This is a genomic window from uncultured Bacteroides sp. (assembly GCF_910585845.1).
Taxonomy (GTDB): Bacteria; Bacteroidota; Bacteroidia; order Bacteroidales; family Bacteroidaceae; genus Bacteroides.
In genome coordinates, this window is record NZ_CAJUHF010000026.1 from 1 (window position 1) to 19,341 (window position 19,341).

Annotated in this window: 12 protein-coding genes, 2 tRNA genes and 1 pseudogene; 2 read left to right on the forward strand and 13 right to left on the reverse strand. The window is 44.4% G+C overall.

Going from position 1 to position 19,341, the window contains the following annotated elements; genetic code table 11:
* Positions 1 to 192 precede the first annotated feature (192 nt).
* A pseudogene (locus QZ323_RS08800) lies at positions 193 to 429 on the forward strand (hypothetical protein); the annotation flags it as partial.
* Positions 430 to 781: 352 nt separating this feature from the next.
* On the opposite strand, the gene tsf reads toward QZ323_RS08800, so the two are convergent.
* The 12 genes from tsf to QZ323_RS08860 form a co-directional block, all read right to left on the reverse strand.
* Positions 782 to 1,774, reverse strand: a complete 993-nt coding sequence (gene tsf, locus QZ323_RS08805) for a translation elongation factor Ts (protein ID WP_294634231.1) — start codon at positions 1,772 to 1,774, stop codon at positions 782 to 784.
* A 130-nt stretch (positions 1,775 to 1,904) separates the two neighbouring features.
* Positions 1,905 to 2,738 carry a 30S ribosomal protein S2 gene (gene rpsB / locus QZ323_RS08810; protein ID WP_294634232.1) on the reverse strand — a complete coding sequence of 278 codons (834 nt, stop codon included), beginning with the start codon at positions 2,736 to 2,738 and terminating at the stop codon, positions 1,905 to 1,907.
* A gap of 304 nt (positions 2,739 to 3,042) precedes the next feature.
* The gene (rpsI, locus tag QZ323_RS08815) at positions 3,043 to 3,429 is read right to left on the reverse strand and encodes a 30S ribosomal protein S9 (RefSeq protein WP_294634233.1); all 387 of its coding nucleotides are present in this window, start codon (positions 3,427 to 3,429) and stop codon (positions 3,043 to 3,045) included.
* A gap of 5 nt (positions 3,430 to 3,434) precedes the next feature.
* A complete protein-coding gene (rplM, locus tag QZ323_RS08820) occupies positions 3,435 to 3,896 on the reverse strand; it encodes a 50S ribosomal protein L13 (RefSeq protein WP_294634234.1) in 462 nt (153 codons plus the stop codon).
* A 357-nt stretch (positions 3,897 to 4,253) separates the two neighbouring features.
* Positions 4,254 to 5,657 (reverse strand): asparagine--tRNA ligase, encoded by a 1,404-nt coding sequence (gene asnS, locus QZ323_RS08825; RefSeq protein WP_294634235.1) that lies wholly within the window; start codon positions 5,655 to 5,657, stop codon positions 4,254 to 4,256.
* 30 nt (positions 5,658 to 5,687) lie between these two features.
* A complete protein-coding gene (locus QZ323_RS08830) occupies positions 5,688 to 7,106 on the reverse strand; it encodes a pseudouridine synthase (protein ID WP_294634236.1) in 1,419 nt (472 codons plus the stop codon).
* 135 nt (positions 7,107 to 7,241) lie between these two features.
* Positions 7,242 to 8,588 (reverse strand): adenylosuccinate lyase, encoded by a 1,347-nt coding sequence (gene purB / locus QZ323_RS08835; RefSeq protein WP_294634237.1) that lies wholly within the window; start codon positions 8,586 to 8,588, stop codon positions 7,242 to 7,244.
* A gap of 260 nt (positions 8,589 to 8,848) precedes the next feature.
* A tRNA-Val gene (locus QZ323_RS08840) sits at positions 8,849 to 8,923 on the reverse strand.
* Positions 8,924 to 8,953: 30 nt separating this feature from the next.
* Positions 8,954 to 9,028 (reverse strand) — tRNA-Val (locus tag QZ323_RS08845).
* Between the two features lie 316 nt (positions 9,029 to 9,344).
* The gene (gene carB, locus QZ323_RS08850) at positions 9,345 to 12,569 is read right to left on the reverse strand and encodes a carbamoyl-phosphate synthase (glutamine-hydrolyzing) large subunit (RefSeq protein ID WP_294634238.1); all 3,225 of its coding nucleotides are present in this window, start codon (positions 12,567 to 12,569) and stop codon (positions 9,345 to 9,347) included.
* 520 nt (positions 12,570 to 13,089) lie between these two features.
* Positions 13,090 to 14,091, reverse strand: coding sequence for an O-antigen ligase family protein (locus QZ323_RS08855; protein WP_363174877.1), 1,002 nt, complete (start codon positions 14,089 to 14,091; stop codon positions 13,090 to 13,092).
* An 87-nt stretch (positions 14,092 to 14,178) separates the two neighbouring features.
* Positions 14,179 to 14,802 carry a hypothetical protein gene (locus QZ323_RS08860; RefSeq protein WP_294634242.1) on the reverse strand — a complete coding sequence of 208 codons (624 nt, stop codon included), beginning with the start codon at positions 14,800 to 14,802 and terminating at the stop codon, positions 14,179 to 14,181.
* 1,280 nt (positions 14,803 to 16,082) lie between these two features.
* On the opposite strand from QZ323_RS08860, the gene trpS reads away from it, so the two are divergent.
* Positions 16,083 to 17,177: a tryptophan--tRNA ligase gene (gene trpS / locus QZ323_RS08865; protein WP_294634243.1), complete on the forward strand. Its 1,095-nt coding sequence runs from the start codon at positions 16,083 to 16,085 to the stop codon at positions 17,175 to 17,177.
* Between the two features lie 190 nt (positions 17,178 to 17,367).
* On the opposite strand, the gene mutL is transcribed toward trpS, so the two are convergent.
* Complete coding sequence (gene mutL / locus QZ323_RS08870) at positions 17,368 to 19,320, reverse strand: DNA mismatch repair endonuclease MutL (RefSeq protein ID WP_294634244.1); 1,953 nt, start codon at positions 19,318 to 19,320, stop codon at positions 17,368 to 17,370.
* Positions 19,321 to 19,341 lie beyond the last annotated feature (21 nt).

The window sequence follows — 19,341 nt, forward strand, 5'->3', positions numbered from 1 at the left end:
ATCCCCAGCCAAAGATGACCGGTATCCTAAAGCAATCAATATTATAAACGAAGAGGCTCGAATATCATATGTCGATTTTACTTTACCGAAAAATGATGATTTAAAATTTGCTTATTACATATATCCATAGATCGGTTTAATTTTGTCTCCCATGTAGAGTGGTCATTCTTATCTTTGCCCAGATATTTAGCGATGAAAGACTCTCTCTTTTTAAAATCCTTTTTCTCAGAGGTTAAAGTTACAGAGATTTATTGTATAGTAGATGATTTTTGCAAGGAATTTGCTATCCTACAAGAAAAATATATGATTAAGGATACATCCCATAAGCATCGCAACAAGCCTAACCACATGAGTGATACGGAAATTATAGTTCTTCTCATCCTGTTTCATTCCGGTGGTTTTCGATGCTTCAAACACTATTATCAGGAGATAGAGGACATCAAGGAAGGATAAAAGTATATGAAGGTATATAAACAGATGAAGATGTATAACGACCCTGCCTTAAATCCCGTATTATACGGAAACTCTTCCGCAAAGTGAAAACAGGTGCGAAACTCGTCTCCATCCGTCTCGTGAGATAAAAAAAATCATCCCAGGAGACAAAAAAATCCGTCCCGTGAGATGAATTTATTCGTTCCACGAGACGGATTTATTCATCCCACGAGACAGAATTATTCGTTCCGCGAGATAAAAAAGTCCATTCCACTGGAAGAAATAAAAGAAACGGTCGCTACGGATATCCCGTGCGACCGTTACAAAATTATATGAATAGAATAAAAAATTATTCAGCCTTCAGAGTGAAACGCTTGAAGTCTACAACCTTCAATTCAGGATCAGCAGCAGCCAATACTTCTCTTACAGTCTTCTTGCCATCCATGATATCTTCCTGGTTCAGCAAGCAAACCTCTTTCAAGAATTTGCCCAGACGACCCTTAGCGATGTTCTGAATCATTTGCTCAGGCAAGTGTGCAGCCTTTTCAGCAGAAACGGTAGCAATGATTTCCTTAGCCTTAGCTACGTCTTCAGCTGTAATCCAACCCTTAGCCATGTTGCTTTCCATGTGGTCTTCGCTGTCCACGTGAGCAGGATTGATGCCGGCTTTCTTCAAAGCAGCCTCAACAGCCTTCTGTACCTGTTCAGCCTTAGTCTTCTCGATAGCCACTTCGATCTCTTTCTGTTTCACTTCTTCAGAAACACCGTCCTCGTCAATTGCAATCGGGTTCATGGCAGCAATCTGCATAGCTACCTGCTTAGCCAAGGCAGCGTCAACTTCCTTATTGAAAGCAACGATGGTGCAAAGACCGTTACGGTTCATGTGGTTGTAAACAACAGTGCTTGCACCTTCTACTGTCATGTAACCGTCAAGTTCCATCTTCTCACCTGTAATACCGCTACGGTCAGTCACTGCATCCTGTACAGTACCGTTACCCATCGGAAGAGCTTTCACTTCATCCAGAGTCTTGCAATTGTTAGCAACAGCAAGATCAAGAATGTCCTGAGTAAGTTTTACGAAATCAGCATTCTGAGCAACAAAGTCAGTTTCACACTTCAAAGCGATGGTAACGGCAAAGTTGCCTGTAGACTTAGCCAAAACGCAACCTTCGGAAGCTTCACGATCCGAACGCTTAGCGGCAACAGCCTGTCCCTTCTTACGGATAATCTCCATAGCCTTGTCGAAATCGCCTTCTGACTCAGTCAACGCATTCTTGCAATCCATCATACCAGCTCCAGTCATTTTGCGGAGTTTGGTAATATCAGCCATTGTTACAGCCATATTATATTTCCTCTATATTTTAGTTATTAATAAATTCTTTATAAAAACAATTGAGAGTTGAGAACAGAGAATTGAGAATCGCCGTTTTAAAGTAACTCTCAACTTTCAATTCTCAACTCTCAACTATATATTAAGCCTCTTCCTCTTTCATGAAAGCGGCTGCCTTAGATGCGTTGATAGCTTCCTCGTCAGACTTGTCGAGTCTTGCCTTGGTAGCTTTCTTCTTACCTCTGTTGGCAGAACCTTCACCGGCAGCTTCCATATCTACTTTCTCAGCTTTTCTTTCTTCCAAACCTTCCTGCATAGCAGCGCAGCAAGCATCCAAAATTACTTCTACTGACTTGGTAGCATCGTCATTAGCCGGGATTACGAAGTCGATGTTCGTAGGATCAGAGTTCGTATCAACGATACCGAATACGGGAATACCCAGACGGTTAGCTTCGCGAACTGCGATGTTTTCTTTCATCACATCCACAACAAACAGTGCAGACGGCAGACGAGTCAGGTCAGCGATAGAACCCAAAGTCTTGTCCAACTTAGCACGTTGACGTGAGATCTGCAGAATTTCTCTCTTAGAAAGATTAGCATACGTACCGTCGTTAGTCAACTTGTCGATAGTAGCCATCTTCTTAACAGCCTTGCGGATAGTGGGGAAGTTAGTCAACATACCGCCCGGCCAACGCTCGATTACATAAGGCATATTTACAGAGGCAGCCTTGTCAGCAACCACTTGTTTAGCTTGTTTCTTAGTAGCAACAAACAGGATCTTCTTTCCTGATTTGGCGATTTGCTTCAAAGCTTCAGCAGCTTCGTCTACTTTAGCAACCGTCTTGTGGAGGTCAATGATATGAATACCATTGCGTTCCATGAAAATATAGGGAGCCATTGCAGGATTCCACTTTCTTTTGAGATGACCGAAGTGACAGCCGGCTTCCAATAATGTATCAAAATTAGTTCTTGACATTTTGTTTTTTCTTTTAATCGTTTACTTTCTTTTTTGTTTTTCTAAACCAACCGCCGGGTAGTCCTTTTCATCCAGAGTCCCGGTAGTTTAGATGCTAAACGCTTTTTCAGTTCTTGAGTTTTTAAGTTTCTGAGTTCTTAAGTTTCCGAGTCCGAAGGAAACGCGATTTCAGTTCTTGAGTTTTTTCAGTTCTTGAGTTTTTAAGTTAGGGAAAGCCTCATCACCTCCAAACTCACAAACCAACAAACTTACATAACTTACTAATTAACCGACCAATAAACTTATAAAACTTACAAACCCCAAATTAACGTTTACTGAACTGGAATCTTCTACGAGCTTTCGGACGTCCCGGTTTCTTACGTTCAACAGAACGCGGGTCACGCGTCATGAAGCCTTCGGCGCGGAGAGCAGCCTTGTCTTCTGCGTTCATCTTCACCAATGCGCGGGCAATGGCCAAACGCAAAGCCTGAGACTGACCGGTGAAACCACCACCGCAAAGATTTACTTTAATATCATATTTTTCAGCAACACCCAGCTTGCTCAGCGGTTGTTTTACTACATACTGAAGAATAGTTGATGGAAAGTACTCTGCAAGGTCTCTCTTGTTGATAGTAATCTTTCCTGTACCTTCGGTTACGAAAATGCGTGCGATTGCACTTTTACGTCTGCCTAATGCATTTACTACTTCCATATCTCTTATTTAAGTGAGTTTATATCTATTAATTTGGGGCACTGAGCATCATGCTTGTGTTCGCTACCAGCATATACATACATATTGTTCAGCAATTTTGCGCCCAATTTGTTCTTAGGCAACATACCCTTTACTACTTTTCTCAACAGTTTTTCATCACCGTTAGGCTTAGCCTGCAAACGGGCAGGAGTCATTTCTCTCTGACCACCGGGATAACCAGTGTATGACAAATAGACCTTATCTGTCCACTTGTTTCCTGTCATCTTCACCTTATCGGCATTGATAATGATTACATTATCACCGCAATCTACATGAGGGGTAAAGTTAGGTTTATACTTTCCTCTCAACAGTTTCGCAACTTTAGCGCCCAGACGTCCCAATACCTGGTCTGTAGCGTCAACAATAACCCATTCTTTGGTTACTGTAGCTTTGTTTGCAGAAATGGTCTTGTAACTTAAAGTATCCACTCTTAATTTGTTTTTTTTAAATGTTACTACTAAAATACTTCTTCGCAAATCAACCGCCCCGGACAAAGGCTGATTAACTCGCTCTGAATTAAATGCTTATCCTTATTAGATAATAATCGGCTTGCAAAGGTACGGATTTTCCTAAAACTGGCAAAAGTTTTTCTTCTTTTTTTAAGAGGCTATCAATCAATAACAAACAATGCAGGAATGCAACGATTCACAAGATCCCCTCTCCGAAAACAAAAATCCCTGCCACAAAAATTTGCAGCAGGGATGATGTTATCGGAAAAAGGAAAATCCTCCATTCTGTCTATCGTATTCCGGAATCCGGTCGCCTCATTCCTGACAGGAACAGGATTAGAACTCGGCGTTACGCGGTGTGCGTGGGAAAGGTATCACGTCACGAATGTTCGCCATACCCGTAACAAACAGCAGCAAGCGTTCAAAACCCAGACCGAAACCGGAGTGAGGACAGGTACCAAACTTACGGGTGTCGAGATACCACCACATATCCTTCATCGGAATATGCAGTTCTTCGATACGCGTCAGCAGCTTGTTATAATCAGCCTCACGCTCGGAACCGCCGATGATCTCACCAATCTTCGGGAACAATACATCCATTGCGCGCACTGTCTTGCCGTCTTCGTTCTGTTTCATATAGAACGCCTTGATTTCCTTCGGATAATCAGTCAGGATGACAGGGCGTTTGAAGTGTTCTTCTACCAGATAGCGTTCGTGTTCGGAAGCCAAATCTACCCCCCAGTATATAGGGAACTCAAACTTATGGCCTTTTGCCACAGCTTCTTCCAGTATCTTGATACCTTCCGTGTAGGGCAAGCGGACGAAAGGTTCGCCCAACACACCTTGCAGACGTTCGATCAATCCCTTGTCAAACATATCGTTCAGGAACTTCACATCATCGGCACAGTTATCCAATGCCCACTTCACACAGAACTTAATGAATTCTTCCGCCAAGTCCATATTGTCCGTGATATCGTTGAATGCCACTTCCGGTTCCACCATCCAGAATTCGGCAAGGTGGCGCGGAGTGTTGGAGTTCTCGGCACGGAACGTAGGACCAAACGTATAGATAGCACCCAGTGCCGTAGCGGCAAGTTCACCTTCCAACTGTCCCGAAACGGTCAGGCTGGCTTGTTTGCCAAAGAAGTCGTCATCGTAGATGATAGAACCTGCCTCGTCTTTCTTCAGGTCATACAGGTTCTTCGTGGTCACCTGAAACATTTGTCCGGCACCCTCACAGTCGGAAGCCGTAATGATAGGGGTATGAAAATAGACGAAACCTTTCTGATGGAAGAAAGTATGGATAGCGATCGCCATATTATGACGGATGCGGAACACAGCACCGAAGGTATTCGTACGTGGACGCAAATGGGCAATCTCACGCAGGAACTCCAACGTATGGCCTTTCTTCTGCAAAGGATATGTATTGTCGCAGGTTCCCAGCACTTCAATCTCACGAGCTTGGATCTCAGCTTTCTGACCAGAACCTACAGACTCGGTAAGTTCACCGTTCACACTCAGACAGGCACCGGTAGTGATCTCCTTCAGCATCCCCTCGTCGAAGTTGGCCAAGTCCACTACTATTTGCACGTTATTTATGGTAGAACCGTCATTCAGGGCGATAAAATTAACTTGTTTACTACCTCTGCGAGTACGAACCCAACCTTTCACGTTGACCATAACGCCGAAATCTTCACGCTTCAGCACGTCAACAATCTTTGTTCTACTAATTTTTTCCATAAATTTGTGTTTAATACCTTATTTATATAATTACTCAAAAGAGCCCATGCGCAGGAAGTTGACTTCTTGCTCAGTCAGGTAGCGCCATTCGCCACGACGTAAACCCTTCTTCGTCAGTCCGGCAAAGAATACACGGTCGAGCTTCACAACTTTGTAACCCAACGACTCGAATATACGGCGCACAATGCGATTCTTTCCGGAGTGGATCTCAATCCCTACTTCATCGCGCTTAACGTCATCCGTATAGCTGATGGCATCGGCATGGATTTCACCGTCATCCAACTGGATTCCGGCTGCGATCTGCTCCATATCCGCTTTCGTCACGTTCTTATCCGTATGTACGTGGTAAATCTTCTTCTTCAAGAATTTCGGATGCGTCAGCTTAGAAGCCAAGTCACCGTCGTTCGTCAACAGCAATACACCTGTAGTATTGCGGTCCAAACGGCCTACCGGATAGATGCGTTCGCTGCAAGCCCCTTTCACCAGATCCATAACCGTGCGACGCGCCTGCGGGTCATCCGAAGTAGTCACTGTATCTTTCGGCTTATTCAGCAAGATATAGATTTTACGCTCAATGCTCACCGTCTGGTCGTGAAATTTCACTTCATCCCCACGCTTGATTTTGGTTCCGAGTTCCGTAACGACTACCCCGTTCACCGAAACCACTCCTGCCGTGATAAACTCATCCGCCTCACGACGAGAGCAAACGCCGGCATTGGCAAGGAACTTATTCAGACGAATCGGTTCATTGGGATCAACAAACTGCTCCTTATATTCGATCTGCTTCTTACGGCTGTACTTTGCATTTGGATCGTAGTCTGCCGTACGACGCTGCTGAGGACGGTTGTATCCTCCCTGTCTTCCTCCACCGTTCGAGTTGAAGCGTGAACGTTGCGGACGATCGCCATAAGAAGAGTTGCCATAGCCACCACCGTAAGAAGAGCGTTGCGGACGTTCGCCTCCATCGTTATTATAACGAGGGCGATAAGGACGATCGTTATTGTATGAACGTTGTTGCCCGTCACCATTATTGAAGCGCGGACGCTGCGGACGATCACCATAAGAAGGACGTTGCGGACGATCGCCATTTTCGCTGTTGAAGCGAGGACGATAGGGACGCTCGCCACCTTCACGGTTATAAGACGAACGCTGCGGACGATCACCGTTTTCGCTGTTAAAGCGCGGACGATAAGGGCGCTCGCCATAAGTGCGTTGCGGACGATCGCCGTTTTCAGCATTAGGATTAAAACGTGGGCGATAAGGGCGGTCACTGCTGTAAGTGCGTTGCGGACGGTCACCGTTTTCGCTATTGAAGCGAGGACGGTAAGGACGTTCGCTACCTTCACGGTTGTAAGACGGACGACTATAACTGTTCGGTCTTTCAAATCTGTTGCCTGAATTCTCCTCATGGGAAGAATCGTCACGCCAAGTTTCGTTTTCTATACTCATTTTTTATTCGAATAAAATTAAACGTTGGCCTCACGGCCATTTTATAATTACTTTTATACTATAATATATGTATATTCCAAATAACGATTGCCGGATTAAAATGTTGGCTCCATCATCCGGTTACCCTCTTCTTTCTCAAATTCCTGTATACGAATGAGGAGTAATAGCAAGCAACTCTTTCTTAATTTCCTCGCTTACATTCAATCCTTCAATAAATTCTTTAATGGATTTTTCCGTGATCGCCTGATTGGTACGCGTCAGTGCCTTCAGTGCCTCATACGGATGCGGATATGCCTCACGGCGCAATATGGTCTGAATAGCTTCAGCCACCACACTCCAGCAACTGTCCAAATCACGGTAAATAGCAGTTTCGTTCAGCAACAGCTTACGCAGCCCCTTCAATGAGCTTTGGATGGCAATGATGATATGTCCAAACGGAACACCGACATTACGCAACACTGTAGAATCCGTCAGGTCGCGCTGCAAACGGGATACGGGCAACTTCACAGCCAAATGCTCTAAAATTGCACTGGCTACACCCAGATTACCTTCGGCATTTTCAAAGTCAATCGGATTCACCTTGTGCGGCATGGCGCTTGATCCTACTTCACCCGCTTTGATTTTCTGCTTGAAGTACTCCATCGAGATATACTGCCAGAAGTCACGGTTCATATCCACCATCACTGTATTGATACGCTTCATTGCATCAAACACAGCAGAAAGATTGTCGTAATTGGAAATCTGCGTAGTATACTCCTCACGTTCCAGTCCCAGTTTTTCGGCAACGAACTTATTTCCAAACATCTTCCAGTCAAATTCCGGATAAGCCACATGGTGGGCGTTGTAGTTTCCGGTTGCGCCACCGAATTTGGCTGTCAGCGGACAAGCCTTCAGTGTAGCCAATTGACGTTCGAGGCGGTAGACGAAAACCATCACTTCCTTACCTAAACGAGTAGGAGATGCCGGTTGTCCGTGTGTCTTTGCCAGCATGGGGATATTTGCCCATTCTTCGGCATACGCACGAAGTTGCGCAATCAACTCTTCTATCAGAGGATAATAAACCTGCTCCAGTGCCTCTTTTATGGACAAAGGAATGGAAGTATTGTTGATATCCTGCGAAGTCAATCCGAAGTGGATGAATTCCTTGTAATCATCCATCCCGCCCATCTTGTCAAATTCTTCTTTCAGGAAATACTCCACGGCTTTTACGTCGTGATTCGTCACACTCTCAATGTCTTTGATACGCTGCGCATCAGCCTCAGAAAAGTTCCGGTAGATGTTTCTCAAGGTTTCGAACACGCCCTTATCCACACCTTTCAATTGCGGCAAAGGCAACTCGCACAAGGTAATGAAATACTCCACTTCTACCTGTACGCGGTATTTTATCAAAGCAAATTCCGAAAAATAGGCCGCCAAGGCATTCGTTTTTCCTCTGTATCGACCGTCAATCGGAGAAATCGCTGTCAGTAAATCAAGTTCCATACGTGTATTTTGATAATTATCGAGCCGCAAAATTAGCGTTTTTTTCTGAGTTACAAGTCATAAAGAGGCAAGAAAGTTTAGCAAAGGAGTTAACAGATAAAAAAAGCAGTTACAAAACTATCAGCTCCACATCCTCTCCATACCTCCCCATGCTCAAATCATCAAGGATTTGCATACCCGATAGAATTGCCTTATAAAAAAAATCGCGAACCAATATTCCCTATTGATCCGCAATTTACAAAAACTATTTCTAATTGTTGTGGGCGTTGACGGATTCGAACCGCCGACCCTCTGCTTGTAAGGCAGATGCTCTGAACCAGCTGAGCTAAACGCCCTTTTGGTACGAAAGTGCTTGGTTTTTATCGTGGGCGTTGACGGATTCGAACCGCCGACCCTCTGCTTGTAAGGCAGATGCTCTGAACCAGCTGAGCTAAACGCCCTTACACTTCCGTTTCAAAAGCGATGCAAAGGTACAGCTTATTTTGAAATCTCCAAAACATTTGCCGATTATTTTTTCAATAAAAAACTAACATTTTTATCTATTCGTTGAATTACAGCAACTTATATCTGAAACTTTTTTTTCTCTCAAACGCTCTATTCTTAGCGTTCAGCATATATAGAGCCCGTTTAAACTTTCTTCAAGAAGACCGAACTCAATTTAAATAGGCGCTATATATGCAAAAAAAGAAGCAGCACAGACACCGGATGCTTCCGGTATCCATGCCGCCCTTCTTCTTTTGTGGTAATTATACTATCTTATTTATATTCCTGCCAACTCTTGATCTGGATATCTTCCTGCTTCATTTCGCAGAATGCTTCAATGAAAGCACTTGCCAAACGGGCATTCGTGATCAACGGAATATTATGGTCGATGGCACCACGACGGATCTTGTAACCATTCGTCAGTTCCCGTTTCGTATGATTCTTCGGGATATTGACAATCAAATCAAACTTATGGTCGGCAATCATCGTCATGACATTATCTTCTGCATCAGGACGTTCATCAGGCCAGAATACAGCTATAGTAGACACTCCATGGGCATTAAGGAATGCTGCCGTGCCTGCCGTTGCATAAATCTTATATCCCTTAGCAAAAAGCATACGGCTGGACTCCAGCAAATCTACTTTTGACTTCATTGCACCGGAAGAGAACATAACCCCCTTCTCCGGACAAGGAATCTTGAAACCGGTAGCAATCATGGCACTCAGCAAAGCTTCAGGGAAATCATCACCAACACATCCCACTTCACCCGTAGAAGACATGTCCACACCCAAAACCGGGTCTGCCTTATGCAAACGTGAGAACGAGAACTGAGAAGCCTTCACACCAATCCAGTCAATATCAAATGCCGACTTGTCCGGACGGGTATAGGGTGCATCAAGCATAATGCGTGTAGCGGTCTCAATAAAATTACGTTTCAGCACCTTAGACACAAACGGAAAACTACGTGAAGCACGGAGATTACATTCGATCACCTTCACTTCATTGTTGCGCGCCAGGAACTGGATATTGAACGGACCGGAGATATTAAGTTCTTTAGCAATCTGACGGCTGATCTTCTTGATACGGCGTGCCGTAGCGAAATAGATCTTCTGTGCGGGGAACACCAGAGTAGCATCGCCAGAGTGTACGCCTGCAAACTCCACATGTTCGGAGATAGCATATTCCACCACTTCTCCGTTCTGCGCAACCGCATCAAATTCAATTTCCTTCGTGTTCTGCAAGAACTGAGAGACAACCACCGGATATTCCTTAGAAACCTCAGCAGCCATTTTCAGGAAGTTCTCCAACTCTTCTTCGTCATAGCATACGTTCATCGCTGCTCCCGAAAGCACATACGACGGACGAACCAGCACCGGATAACCTACCTTTTCCACAAAGCCCTTCACATCTTCCAGACTGGTAAGTTCTTGCCAAGCCGGCTGGTCGATGCCCAACTGGTCGAGCATTGCAGAGAACTTATTACGGTTTTCGGCACGGTCGATGGAGATCGGAGAAGTTCCCAAGATGGGCACTGACTGACGGTGCAGTTTCATGGCAAGATTGTTCGGGATCTGTCCACCTACGGATACGATTACACCACGAGGCTGTTCCAGGTCAATAACATCGAGCACACGTTCAAAAGAGAGTTCGTCGAAATAGAGACGATCACACATATCGTAGTCGGTAGATACCGTTTCGGGGTTATAGTTGATCATGATTGATTTGTAACCCAGCTTGCGTGCAGTCTGCACTGCGTTCACCGAACACCAGTCGAACTCAACGGACGAACCGATACGATAAGCACCGGACCCCAGTACGACTACCGACTTTTCATTCTTATAATAATTCACATCGTAGCCCTGAACAGCATACGTCATATAGAGATAGTTGGTCAGTTCAGGATGTTCGGAAGCTACCGTATTGATGCGCTTCACTGCCGGCAGAATGCCAAGTTCCTTACGGCGTGCGCGTACCTGAAGATTTTCCTTCTCCATGTTACCCTGCGGATTCAGCACGAAACGTGCGATCTGGAAGTCAGAGAAGCCAAGTACTTTTGCTTCACGCAACACGTCTGCCGGAATTTCTTCTACCTTGTTATATTGCGACAGTTTCAGTTTGTAGTCTACAATGTTTTTCAGCTTGCCAAGGAACCAAGGATCAATCTTAGTCAAGTCAAAAATACGGTCTATCGTGTAACCGTTTTCCAGAGCCTCAGCTATGGCAAATATGCGCAAGTCCGTAGGGCATGAAAGTTCGCGGTCGAGGTCGTCGAAATGCAGGTCATTGCCTACAAAACCATGCATGCCTTGACCAATCATACGCAGACCTTTCTGGATGATTTCCTCGAAAGAACGTCCGATAGACATGATTTCACCCACCGACTTCATGCTGGAACCGATTTCGCGGCTGACACCTACGAACTTCGTCAAGTCCCAACGCGGTATTTTACAAATCAGATAATCCAGTTGCGGAGCTACGTATGCCGAATTGGGAGTTCCCATCTCGCCAATCTGGTCGAGCGTATAGCCCAACGCAATCTTAGCAGCAACGAATGCCAACGGATATCCCGTAGCTTTAGACGCCAAAGCAGAAGAACGAGACAAACGGGCGTTTACCTCAATCACGCGGTAGTCGTTGGTTTCGGCATTGAATGCGTACTGAATGTTACATTCACCTACGATACCCAAGTGACGGATACACTTAATGGAGAGGTCTTGCAACATTTTCACCTGTTCGTCAGTCAGCGAGCAAGTAGGAGCAACCACAATAGATTCTCCGGTGTGAATGCCCAGCGGGTCAAAGTTTTCCATGCTTGCCACTGTGAAGCAGTGGTCGTTAGCATCGCGGATAACCTCGAATTCTATTTCTTTCCAACCTTTCAAAGATTCTTCTACAAGAATTTGTTTAGAGAAAGCGAATGAGCTTTCAGCCAGTTTCAGGAATTCATCCTTGTTCTGGCAGATACCGCTACCCAAGCCGCCCAATGCATAAGCAGAACGGATCATCACCGGGAAACCGATACGCTCGGCAGCAGCAATCGCATCTTCCATGCTTTCTACAGCCTGGCTGACGGGAGTCTTCATTTCAATCTCATCCAGTTTCTTCACGAAGAGATCGCGGTCTTCTGTGTACATGATCGCTTCTACCGAAGTACCCAATACGCGTACACCATATTTATCCAGAATACCGTTCGTGTAGAGTTCCGCACCACAGTTCAGTGCAGTCTGGCCACCGAATGCCAGCAAGATGCCATCAGGACGTTCTTTCTTGATGATCTCTTCTACGAAATAAGTGGTTACGGGCAAGAAGTAGACTTTATCCGCAATACCTTCCGATGTCTGGATAGTAGCAATGTTGGGATTCACCAATACAGAACTGATACCTTCTTCACGCAAAGCCTTCAATGCCTGCGAACCGGAATAGTCGAACTCCCCGGCCTGACCGATCTTGAGTGCACCTGAGCCCAAGACCAACACTTTCTTCAAATTCTTTTCCATATTTTCTTTTGTTGTGTATGTTTATGCAAGCTACGAGTGACGAATTACGGAACTACGAGCTACAAGTTACGAACTGACAGCTATGAGTTACAAGTTACGTGCCACGAGTTACGAACGACTTGTTAATTCACAAAAAAAATGCGTTACCCCAAAAGGATTAACGCATTACAAAGAACTAACAATATCATTTCCCCAAAAAGAGAAATAATCGGCTAACGAATGAAATTCATTCGAACGCAGATTATATTTACTTCTCTTTTCGTGTGGTTGCATCGTCATTCAAAATTTGTGCAAAGTAACGACTTATTTTGATAATAAACAAATTATCTTCCAGAATATTCCTTGGGAACATGGCCAATAAAGTCATCTATTTCCCGTTATATATCATTAAGTTGAGAGGCGTACACCTTCACCGGCATATTTTTTATCAGTTCCGCTTCTTTATAAGCTTTCTTTAGAGCCTGTTTAAATTTTGTTCAGCTTTCTTTTGAGAGTTCTTTTTGAGGATGTTTTTCTGTTTTTATGAGGAGCATAGCGGGCTATGTGACGAATAAAAAGAGGAAAACAGACCGAAAAGAAACTCTAAAGAAGCTGAATAAAAAACTTTTTGAAGAAAATTTAAACAGGCTCTTATGTCGCAGCCCCGATACAATCGAAATAAATAGAAATGAGGCATAATCCTATTAGGGACCATTTCAGACGCCAAATGCCAGTAATATGTTGCCGAATCACATTTTTGTAACTCACTATAAATCTCCCCCAACAACATGGCGGTATTATAATCCGGAGTATATAAGAAAGAACACTTCAAGGCATCCTTCGCTTCATCCAGACGCCTTGCAGCATATAGGCTTGTCCCTCTATTAAATAATAGGATTGTCTTTCGTCCATATAGGATGCCTCCCCAAAACAGAATAATCATCCAACTTATCCCAATGAATTTGCAAATCCCACAGATAGAAGTTTCCCTACACGGCATACACATCGCATTTCCACCACCTATACCGGCTACAAAAAACAATAAAAGAACAATGAACTGCCATAAGAAAAACGGAAAAGAGAAAAAAGCGATAATCCCCCACCCCAATAATATTGATTTTGAAAAGATGTTTTCCAAACGTCTCACACCGGCCTGCTTCAACAAGACATACAAAAAGAAAGAAAAGAAGAAAACGGCAGCAACAGCGCCATGCTCCACCACAAACTTTATATACTCATTGAAAGCAAAACTGTTATCATCTGCCAGCATCCGCCACTTGTGCGTGGGATACTTGTTAAAAAACGATGCCTGATAAAGCATATAATTCTTCTGGAATCCATCCACTCCATGCCCCCACAGAGGAGCGTCTTTTATCATTTCGCAAGAGACACGCCATATCAACAACCTGCCATTTCCGGAATCTTTCTTATGCAAATACAAACTCCGAAATAGCAACTGGAATAAAGCAAATATGCATACTGAACCGGAAGATAAGAATAATAAGAGACCGAACATGGATAAAAAATACCCAAAAGTCCACAAATGCCCCAGACCAATTCCAATTTTCTCATAACTTCCGCATTGCTATTCAATCGCACGATTCTGCGCTTTATTTTCTCCTATCTCTTCCTACGAGAATGGTGATTCTTTTATGGTATGAGTTATCTTCCCATCTTTATACCGCCATCCATTGGCAAAAGAGCCATCCAACTCGTGGAAAAGGATAAGGCCGCTGAAGTGTTCATCCCTTTGCAGATACGTGTTATAGAAAGGCTTGAAGTTTGTACGTTCAAGATAATCCAAGTCAGGCATAATAGTCATTGTAAAGACTTGTTTTTCTCCCGTCTCCACATTTGTCTCCACTACTAACCGTGTCATAGACTGTTTGTAGCGCGGATCCTTGGTTTCTTTGTATTTTTTGCGTACTTCCGGCAACATGAACGTAATCCGCTTGCTCCCTTCTATCACTGTCTCTACCGTACGAATCTTCTTATTCTTCCTACGATATGTAAACTGTTTACCCCAAAGTGGTTCCATGTTCGCAATCATACCCGATTCCGTACTAAGGTCGGCTGTCACACGCGTCTTAGGCGGTCTCTTAGCCTCATAAAACTCACGGGCAGCAGCCACTTCTTCTTCGTAAGTCAGAACATCACTCTTTTCAAACTGTTTCACATACATATCCTCATTACAAGCCACCAATAAGGTCGCCATTACAACAAAAAAGGATGCACCAAAAAGAATATTTTCCATCCAAGTAAAAATTAAGTAACGTAAAGGTCAGGTTTTGCAACGCAGAGTTGAGGGTTAGCAACGTAAAGGTCAGGTTTATGAAATCAGAGAATGGAGACAATAGGGACAGTGACCCCGCTCTCCCTCACACACACACGAGTACGCACGCACGCGTATATAAGGTGTATGAAGTCGTTTTTAGACTTATTCAGGATATGACGTAATACTCAAATGGAATACTCCCTTATTTCAGTGAAGTTATCGAAGAAGCAATGCTGACGCAAGTCAGCATCATCTACATATCCAATTAATATTCAACTAATTGAGACTACTAACCAGTCCAATAATTATAAGATTCAATCCTACTGTTTATAGAAATCAATGCTATTGATTCTTTTCTCTTCCTTGTATAAAAAATAGGGTCAATGCCCTTAAGTGACCCTGTTGCTATTATCGTGTATTGCTCCAAATACACGGTTTTTCCATTTATAGGAATTACCACTTCATTAAGAGTTAAACCGATACAAAAAAAATTTTAAGAAGTTACAGGAGTTGTTAGTGATAAGTTTGTTAGCGATAAGTTTGTTAGTGATAAGTTTGTTAGCGATAAGTTTGTTAGCGATAAGTTTGTTAGGTGACGCACTAACGAAAACAACTCAAAAACTCATCAACTAACAAATTCAAAAACTCAAAAGCTATTTAGAGCCTGTTTAAATTTTGTTCAGCCTTCTTTTGAGAGTTCTTTTTGAGGATGTTTTCCTGTTTTTATGAGGAGCATAGTGGGTATGTGACGAATTAAGAACAGGAAAACAGACCGGAAAGAAGCTCAAAAGAAACTGAATAAAAGACTTTTTGAAGAAAAATAAAACAGGTTCTTACTATAATTCCTGCCCAAAAGAACCGTGTTCCAAATATCAGATAAAGCTAAAATCTACTTCATACACCTTATATACGCGCGCTCGCATGTGCGTGTGTGTGTGAGGGAGAGCGGGGTCACTGTCCCTATTGTCCCCATTCTCCCTCCATAAGCAGCAAAAAGTATAAACAACCGGAAACATTCCTAATTTCCATTTCTATCCCAAACCTATAAAAGAAAGGGCAATAGGCATAACTTTTCAGAAAAATACACGATATATAAAGCCAAAAAGCATTATCTTTACCCCCTGAAAAAGCAGCCGCACTTTTTGGGGACAGTATGGGGACAAATACCCCAAAAGGTTCCGAGACGAAAAGTTATCCGAAGAGCAGGCTGAAACAACAGGAAAAGAAAAAAATCAAAGAAAGAAAACAGAAAAACAGATATGGCTAAGGAAAAAATCATTCTCACGGGAGACCGCCCCACAGGACGCCTGCACGTAGGACACTATGTAGGTTCATTGAGAAGAAGAGTAGAGTTGCAGAACTCCGGTTTATATGACAAGATATTCGTCTTCATTGCCGACGCACAGGCACTGACTGACAACGCCGACAATCCGGAGAAAGTGCGTCAAAACGTGATTGAAGTAGCACTGGATTATCTGGCTTGCGGAATAGACCCGACCAAGTCTACCATCTTCATCCAGTCGCAGATAGCGGAACTATGCGAACTCTCGTTCTACTACATGAACATGGTGACGGTATCCCGCCTGCAACGCAATCCGACCGTAAAAACGGAAATCCAGATGCGCAATTTTGAGGCAAGCATTCCGGTGGGATTCTTTACCTACCCCATCAGCCAAGCAGCAGACATCACAGCCTTCAAGGCTACAACCGTTCCCGCAGGTGAGGACCAGGAACCGATGATTGAACAAGCACGCGAAATCGCGCGCCGCTTCAACCATATATACGGTGAGACCCTCGTTGAACCGGAAATCCTCTTGCCTGACAATGCCGCCTGCCTCCGTCTGCCCGGAACGGACGGTAAAGCCAAAATGAGCAAGTCTTTAGGTAACTGCATCTACCTCTCCGATAGCGCAGATGAAGTAGAAAAGAAGATCCGCGGCATGTACACCGATCCCGACCACTTGCGTGTGCAAGATCCGGGCAAGGTGGAAGGAAATCCCGTATTCACCTATCTGGACGCTTTCTCACGTCCCGAACACTTCGAAAGATATCTGCCCGATTATCCTAATCTGGATGAATTGAAGGCACATTACATGCGTGGCGGGCTGGGCGACGTAAAAGTGAAGAGATTCCTCAATGCCGTCATGCAAGAAACACTGGAACCGATCCGCAACCGCCGGAAGGAATTTGAGAAGGATATTCCTGCCATCTACGAGATGCTGAAGAAAGGTTGCGAGACCGCACGCGAAACCGCTGCCGCAACATTGAGCGAGGTGCGCAATGCCATGAAGATAAATTACTTCGATGATGCGGAGCTGATTGCAGAGCAGGTAAAGAGATTTAACGCAGAATAAGGTGCTCAGTAAAAACTCGCAGAGTTGAAAGTTCTGCGAATAGAAATAATGGTGTGACAAAACTTACCACAGATTACACAGATTATACAGATTATCGCAGGTTATTCTTTAAATGATGAATAATTAAACTAAATAACCTGCGACAATCTGTGCAATTTGTGGTAAAATCAATTACGATACACCTTCGTACTTACCGCGAAAACAGTTTCTCGATATCTTCTTCCTTAATCGTTGCCAGCACAATGCGACCATCCGGTGTATAGTTCGGCGACGGACAGGCAAAAAGATTATCCACCAGGTTTGCCATCTCTTCGTTGCTCAGCACCTGACCATAGACAATAGCGGCCGCTTTTGCCAATGTCAGTGCCAATATGGTCTGTACTTCTTCTTTCACGTCGCTTCCTTTCTCCATTGCCGTATGCAGCATATTGCGCACCAATTCCACCGGATTCAGACCATCGATGCCTGACGGGATACCATTTATCGCATAACTGCCTCCGCCTAATGAAGTCAACTCAAAACCAACGGCAGAGAAATCGTCTTGAATGCTTTCGAGCACTGCCGCTTCCGATACCGGCAGCTGTATGATCTCCGGAAACAATACCCCTTGGGACATTCCATGCTTCTGGCGAATCTGATTCATATATTGCTCGAACAATACCCGGATATGTGCCCTGTGCTGATCGATCAGCATCAACCCGGACTTCACAGAAGTAAGAATAAATCTCCCCTTAAGCTGGAAATGCAATGCTCCTTTCTCTGACGATAGCCCACTATTGGCATACAAGGATGATGTTAATGATGTCGGCTCTGATGACGTCGGTACCGATGGCGCAGGCTCCGTTTCCACGACATACGGCATACGCTCTTCGGGCATATCTGCAGCAACCGGTGCAGAGGACCAACCGGTTTCGTCTACAAACGGTTCTTCCTCTTCTGGTTCATTCATCTTGCTGGCTCTTTCCAGTCCGTCGTACAATCCCTCCCAATCCACTTTCGGACGCGAATAGTTACCTCCACCATAGGAAGAAGAAGTCTTGAACGGATTGAAATCCGAATTATAATGCACCTGAGGCGGTTCTATCGGCTGGGTCTGGTTGAAGGTCGGGATATCGGGCATGCCTTCCATATCAAAATCAATAGAGGGCACGGCATTGAACTTGCCCAACGATTCCTTCACCGCCGCAGAAAGTATCTGCCAAATGGCTTGTTCGTTTTCAAATTTGATCTCCGTCTTCGTAGGATGTATGTTTACATCAATGTTGGCCGGATCTACATCAAAATAAATAAAATAAGAAATCTGTTCACCAACCGGAATCAACTGTTCGTATGCATCCATCACTGCTTTGTGGAAATAAGGATGACGCATATAGCGGCCGTTCACAAAGAAATACTGATGGGCACCTTTCTTACGTGCAGCCTCCGGTTTGGCAACAAAACCGGATACCTTTACCATAGTGGTATCTACACTCACTGACAGCAACTGCTGATTCAGTTTCTTGCCAAACACAGCCATAATGCGTTGGCGAAGCGGCATGACCGGCAGATTGAACAACTCGCTGTCGTTGCTGTATAAATAGAAAGCCACTTCGGGATGTACCAAAGCAATGCGCTCAAATTCGGTCAGGATGTTGCTCAGTTCCGTGGAGTTCGCTTTCAGAAACTTCCGGCGGGCGGGTATATTGAAGAATAAATTCTTAATAGAAAAGTTACTCCCTTTCGGACAGGAAACCGCCTCCTGGCTTTCCACTTTCGAACCGGCTATCACGATCCGCGTACCCAGTTCTTCGTCAGGCTTACGGGTCTTCAGTTCCACTTCTGCCACCGCAGCTATGGATGCCAACGCTTCGCCACGGAAGCCCATCGTACGCAAAGCAAACAGATCGGAAGCCTCCTTTATCTTGGACGTGGCATGACGCTCGAAAGCCAGACGCGCATCCGTCTCGGACATACCTTTGCCATCATCAATCACTTGTATACAGGTCTTCCCTGCATCTGTCACTAATACATGTATCTCTTGTGCTTCGGCATCAATCGCATTTTCCACCAGTTCCTTAATGACAGATGCCGGACGCTGTATCACCTCTCCGGCAGCAATCTGATTGGCAACCGAATCGGGCAGTAAATGAATAATGTCGCTCATAACGAATAAAGTAGTAAGTAA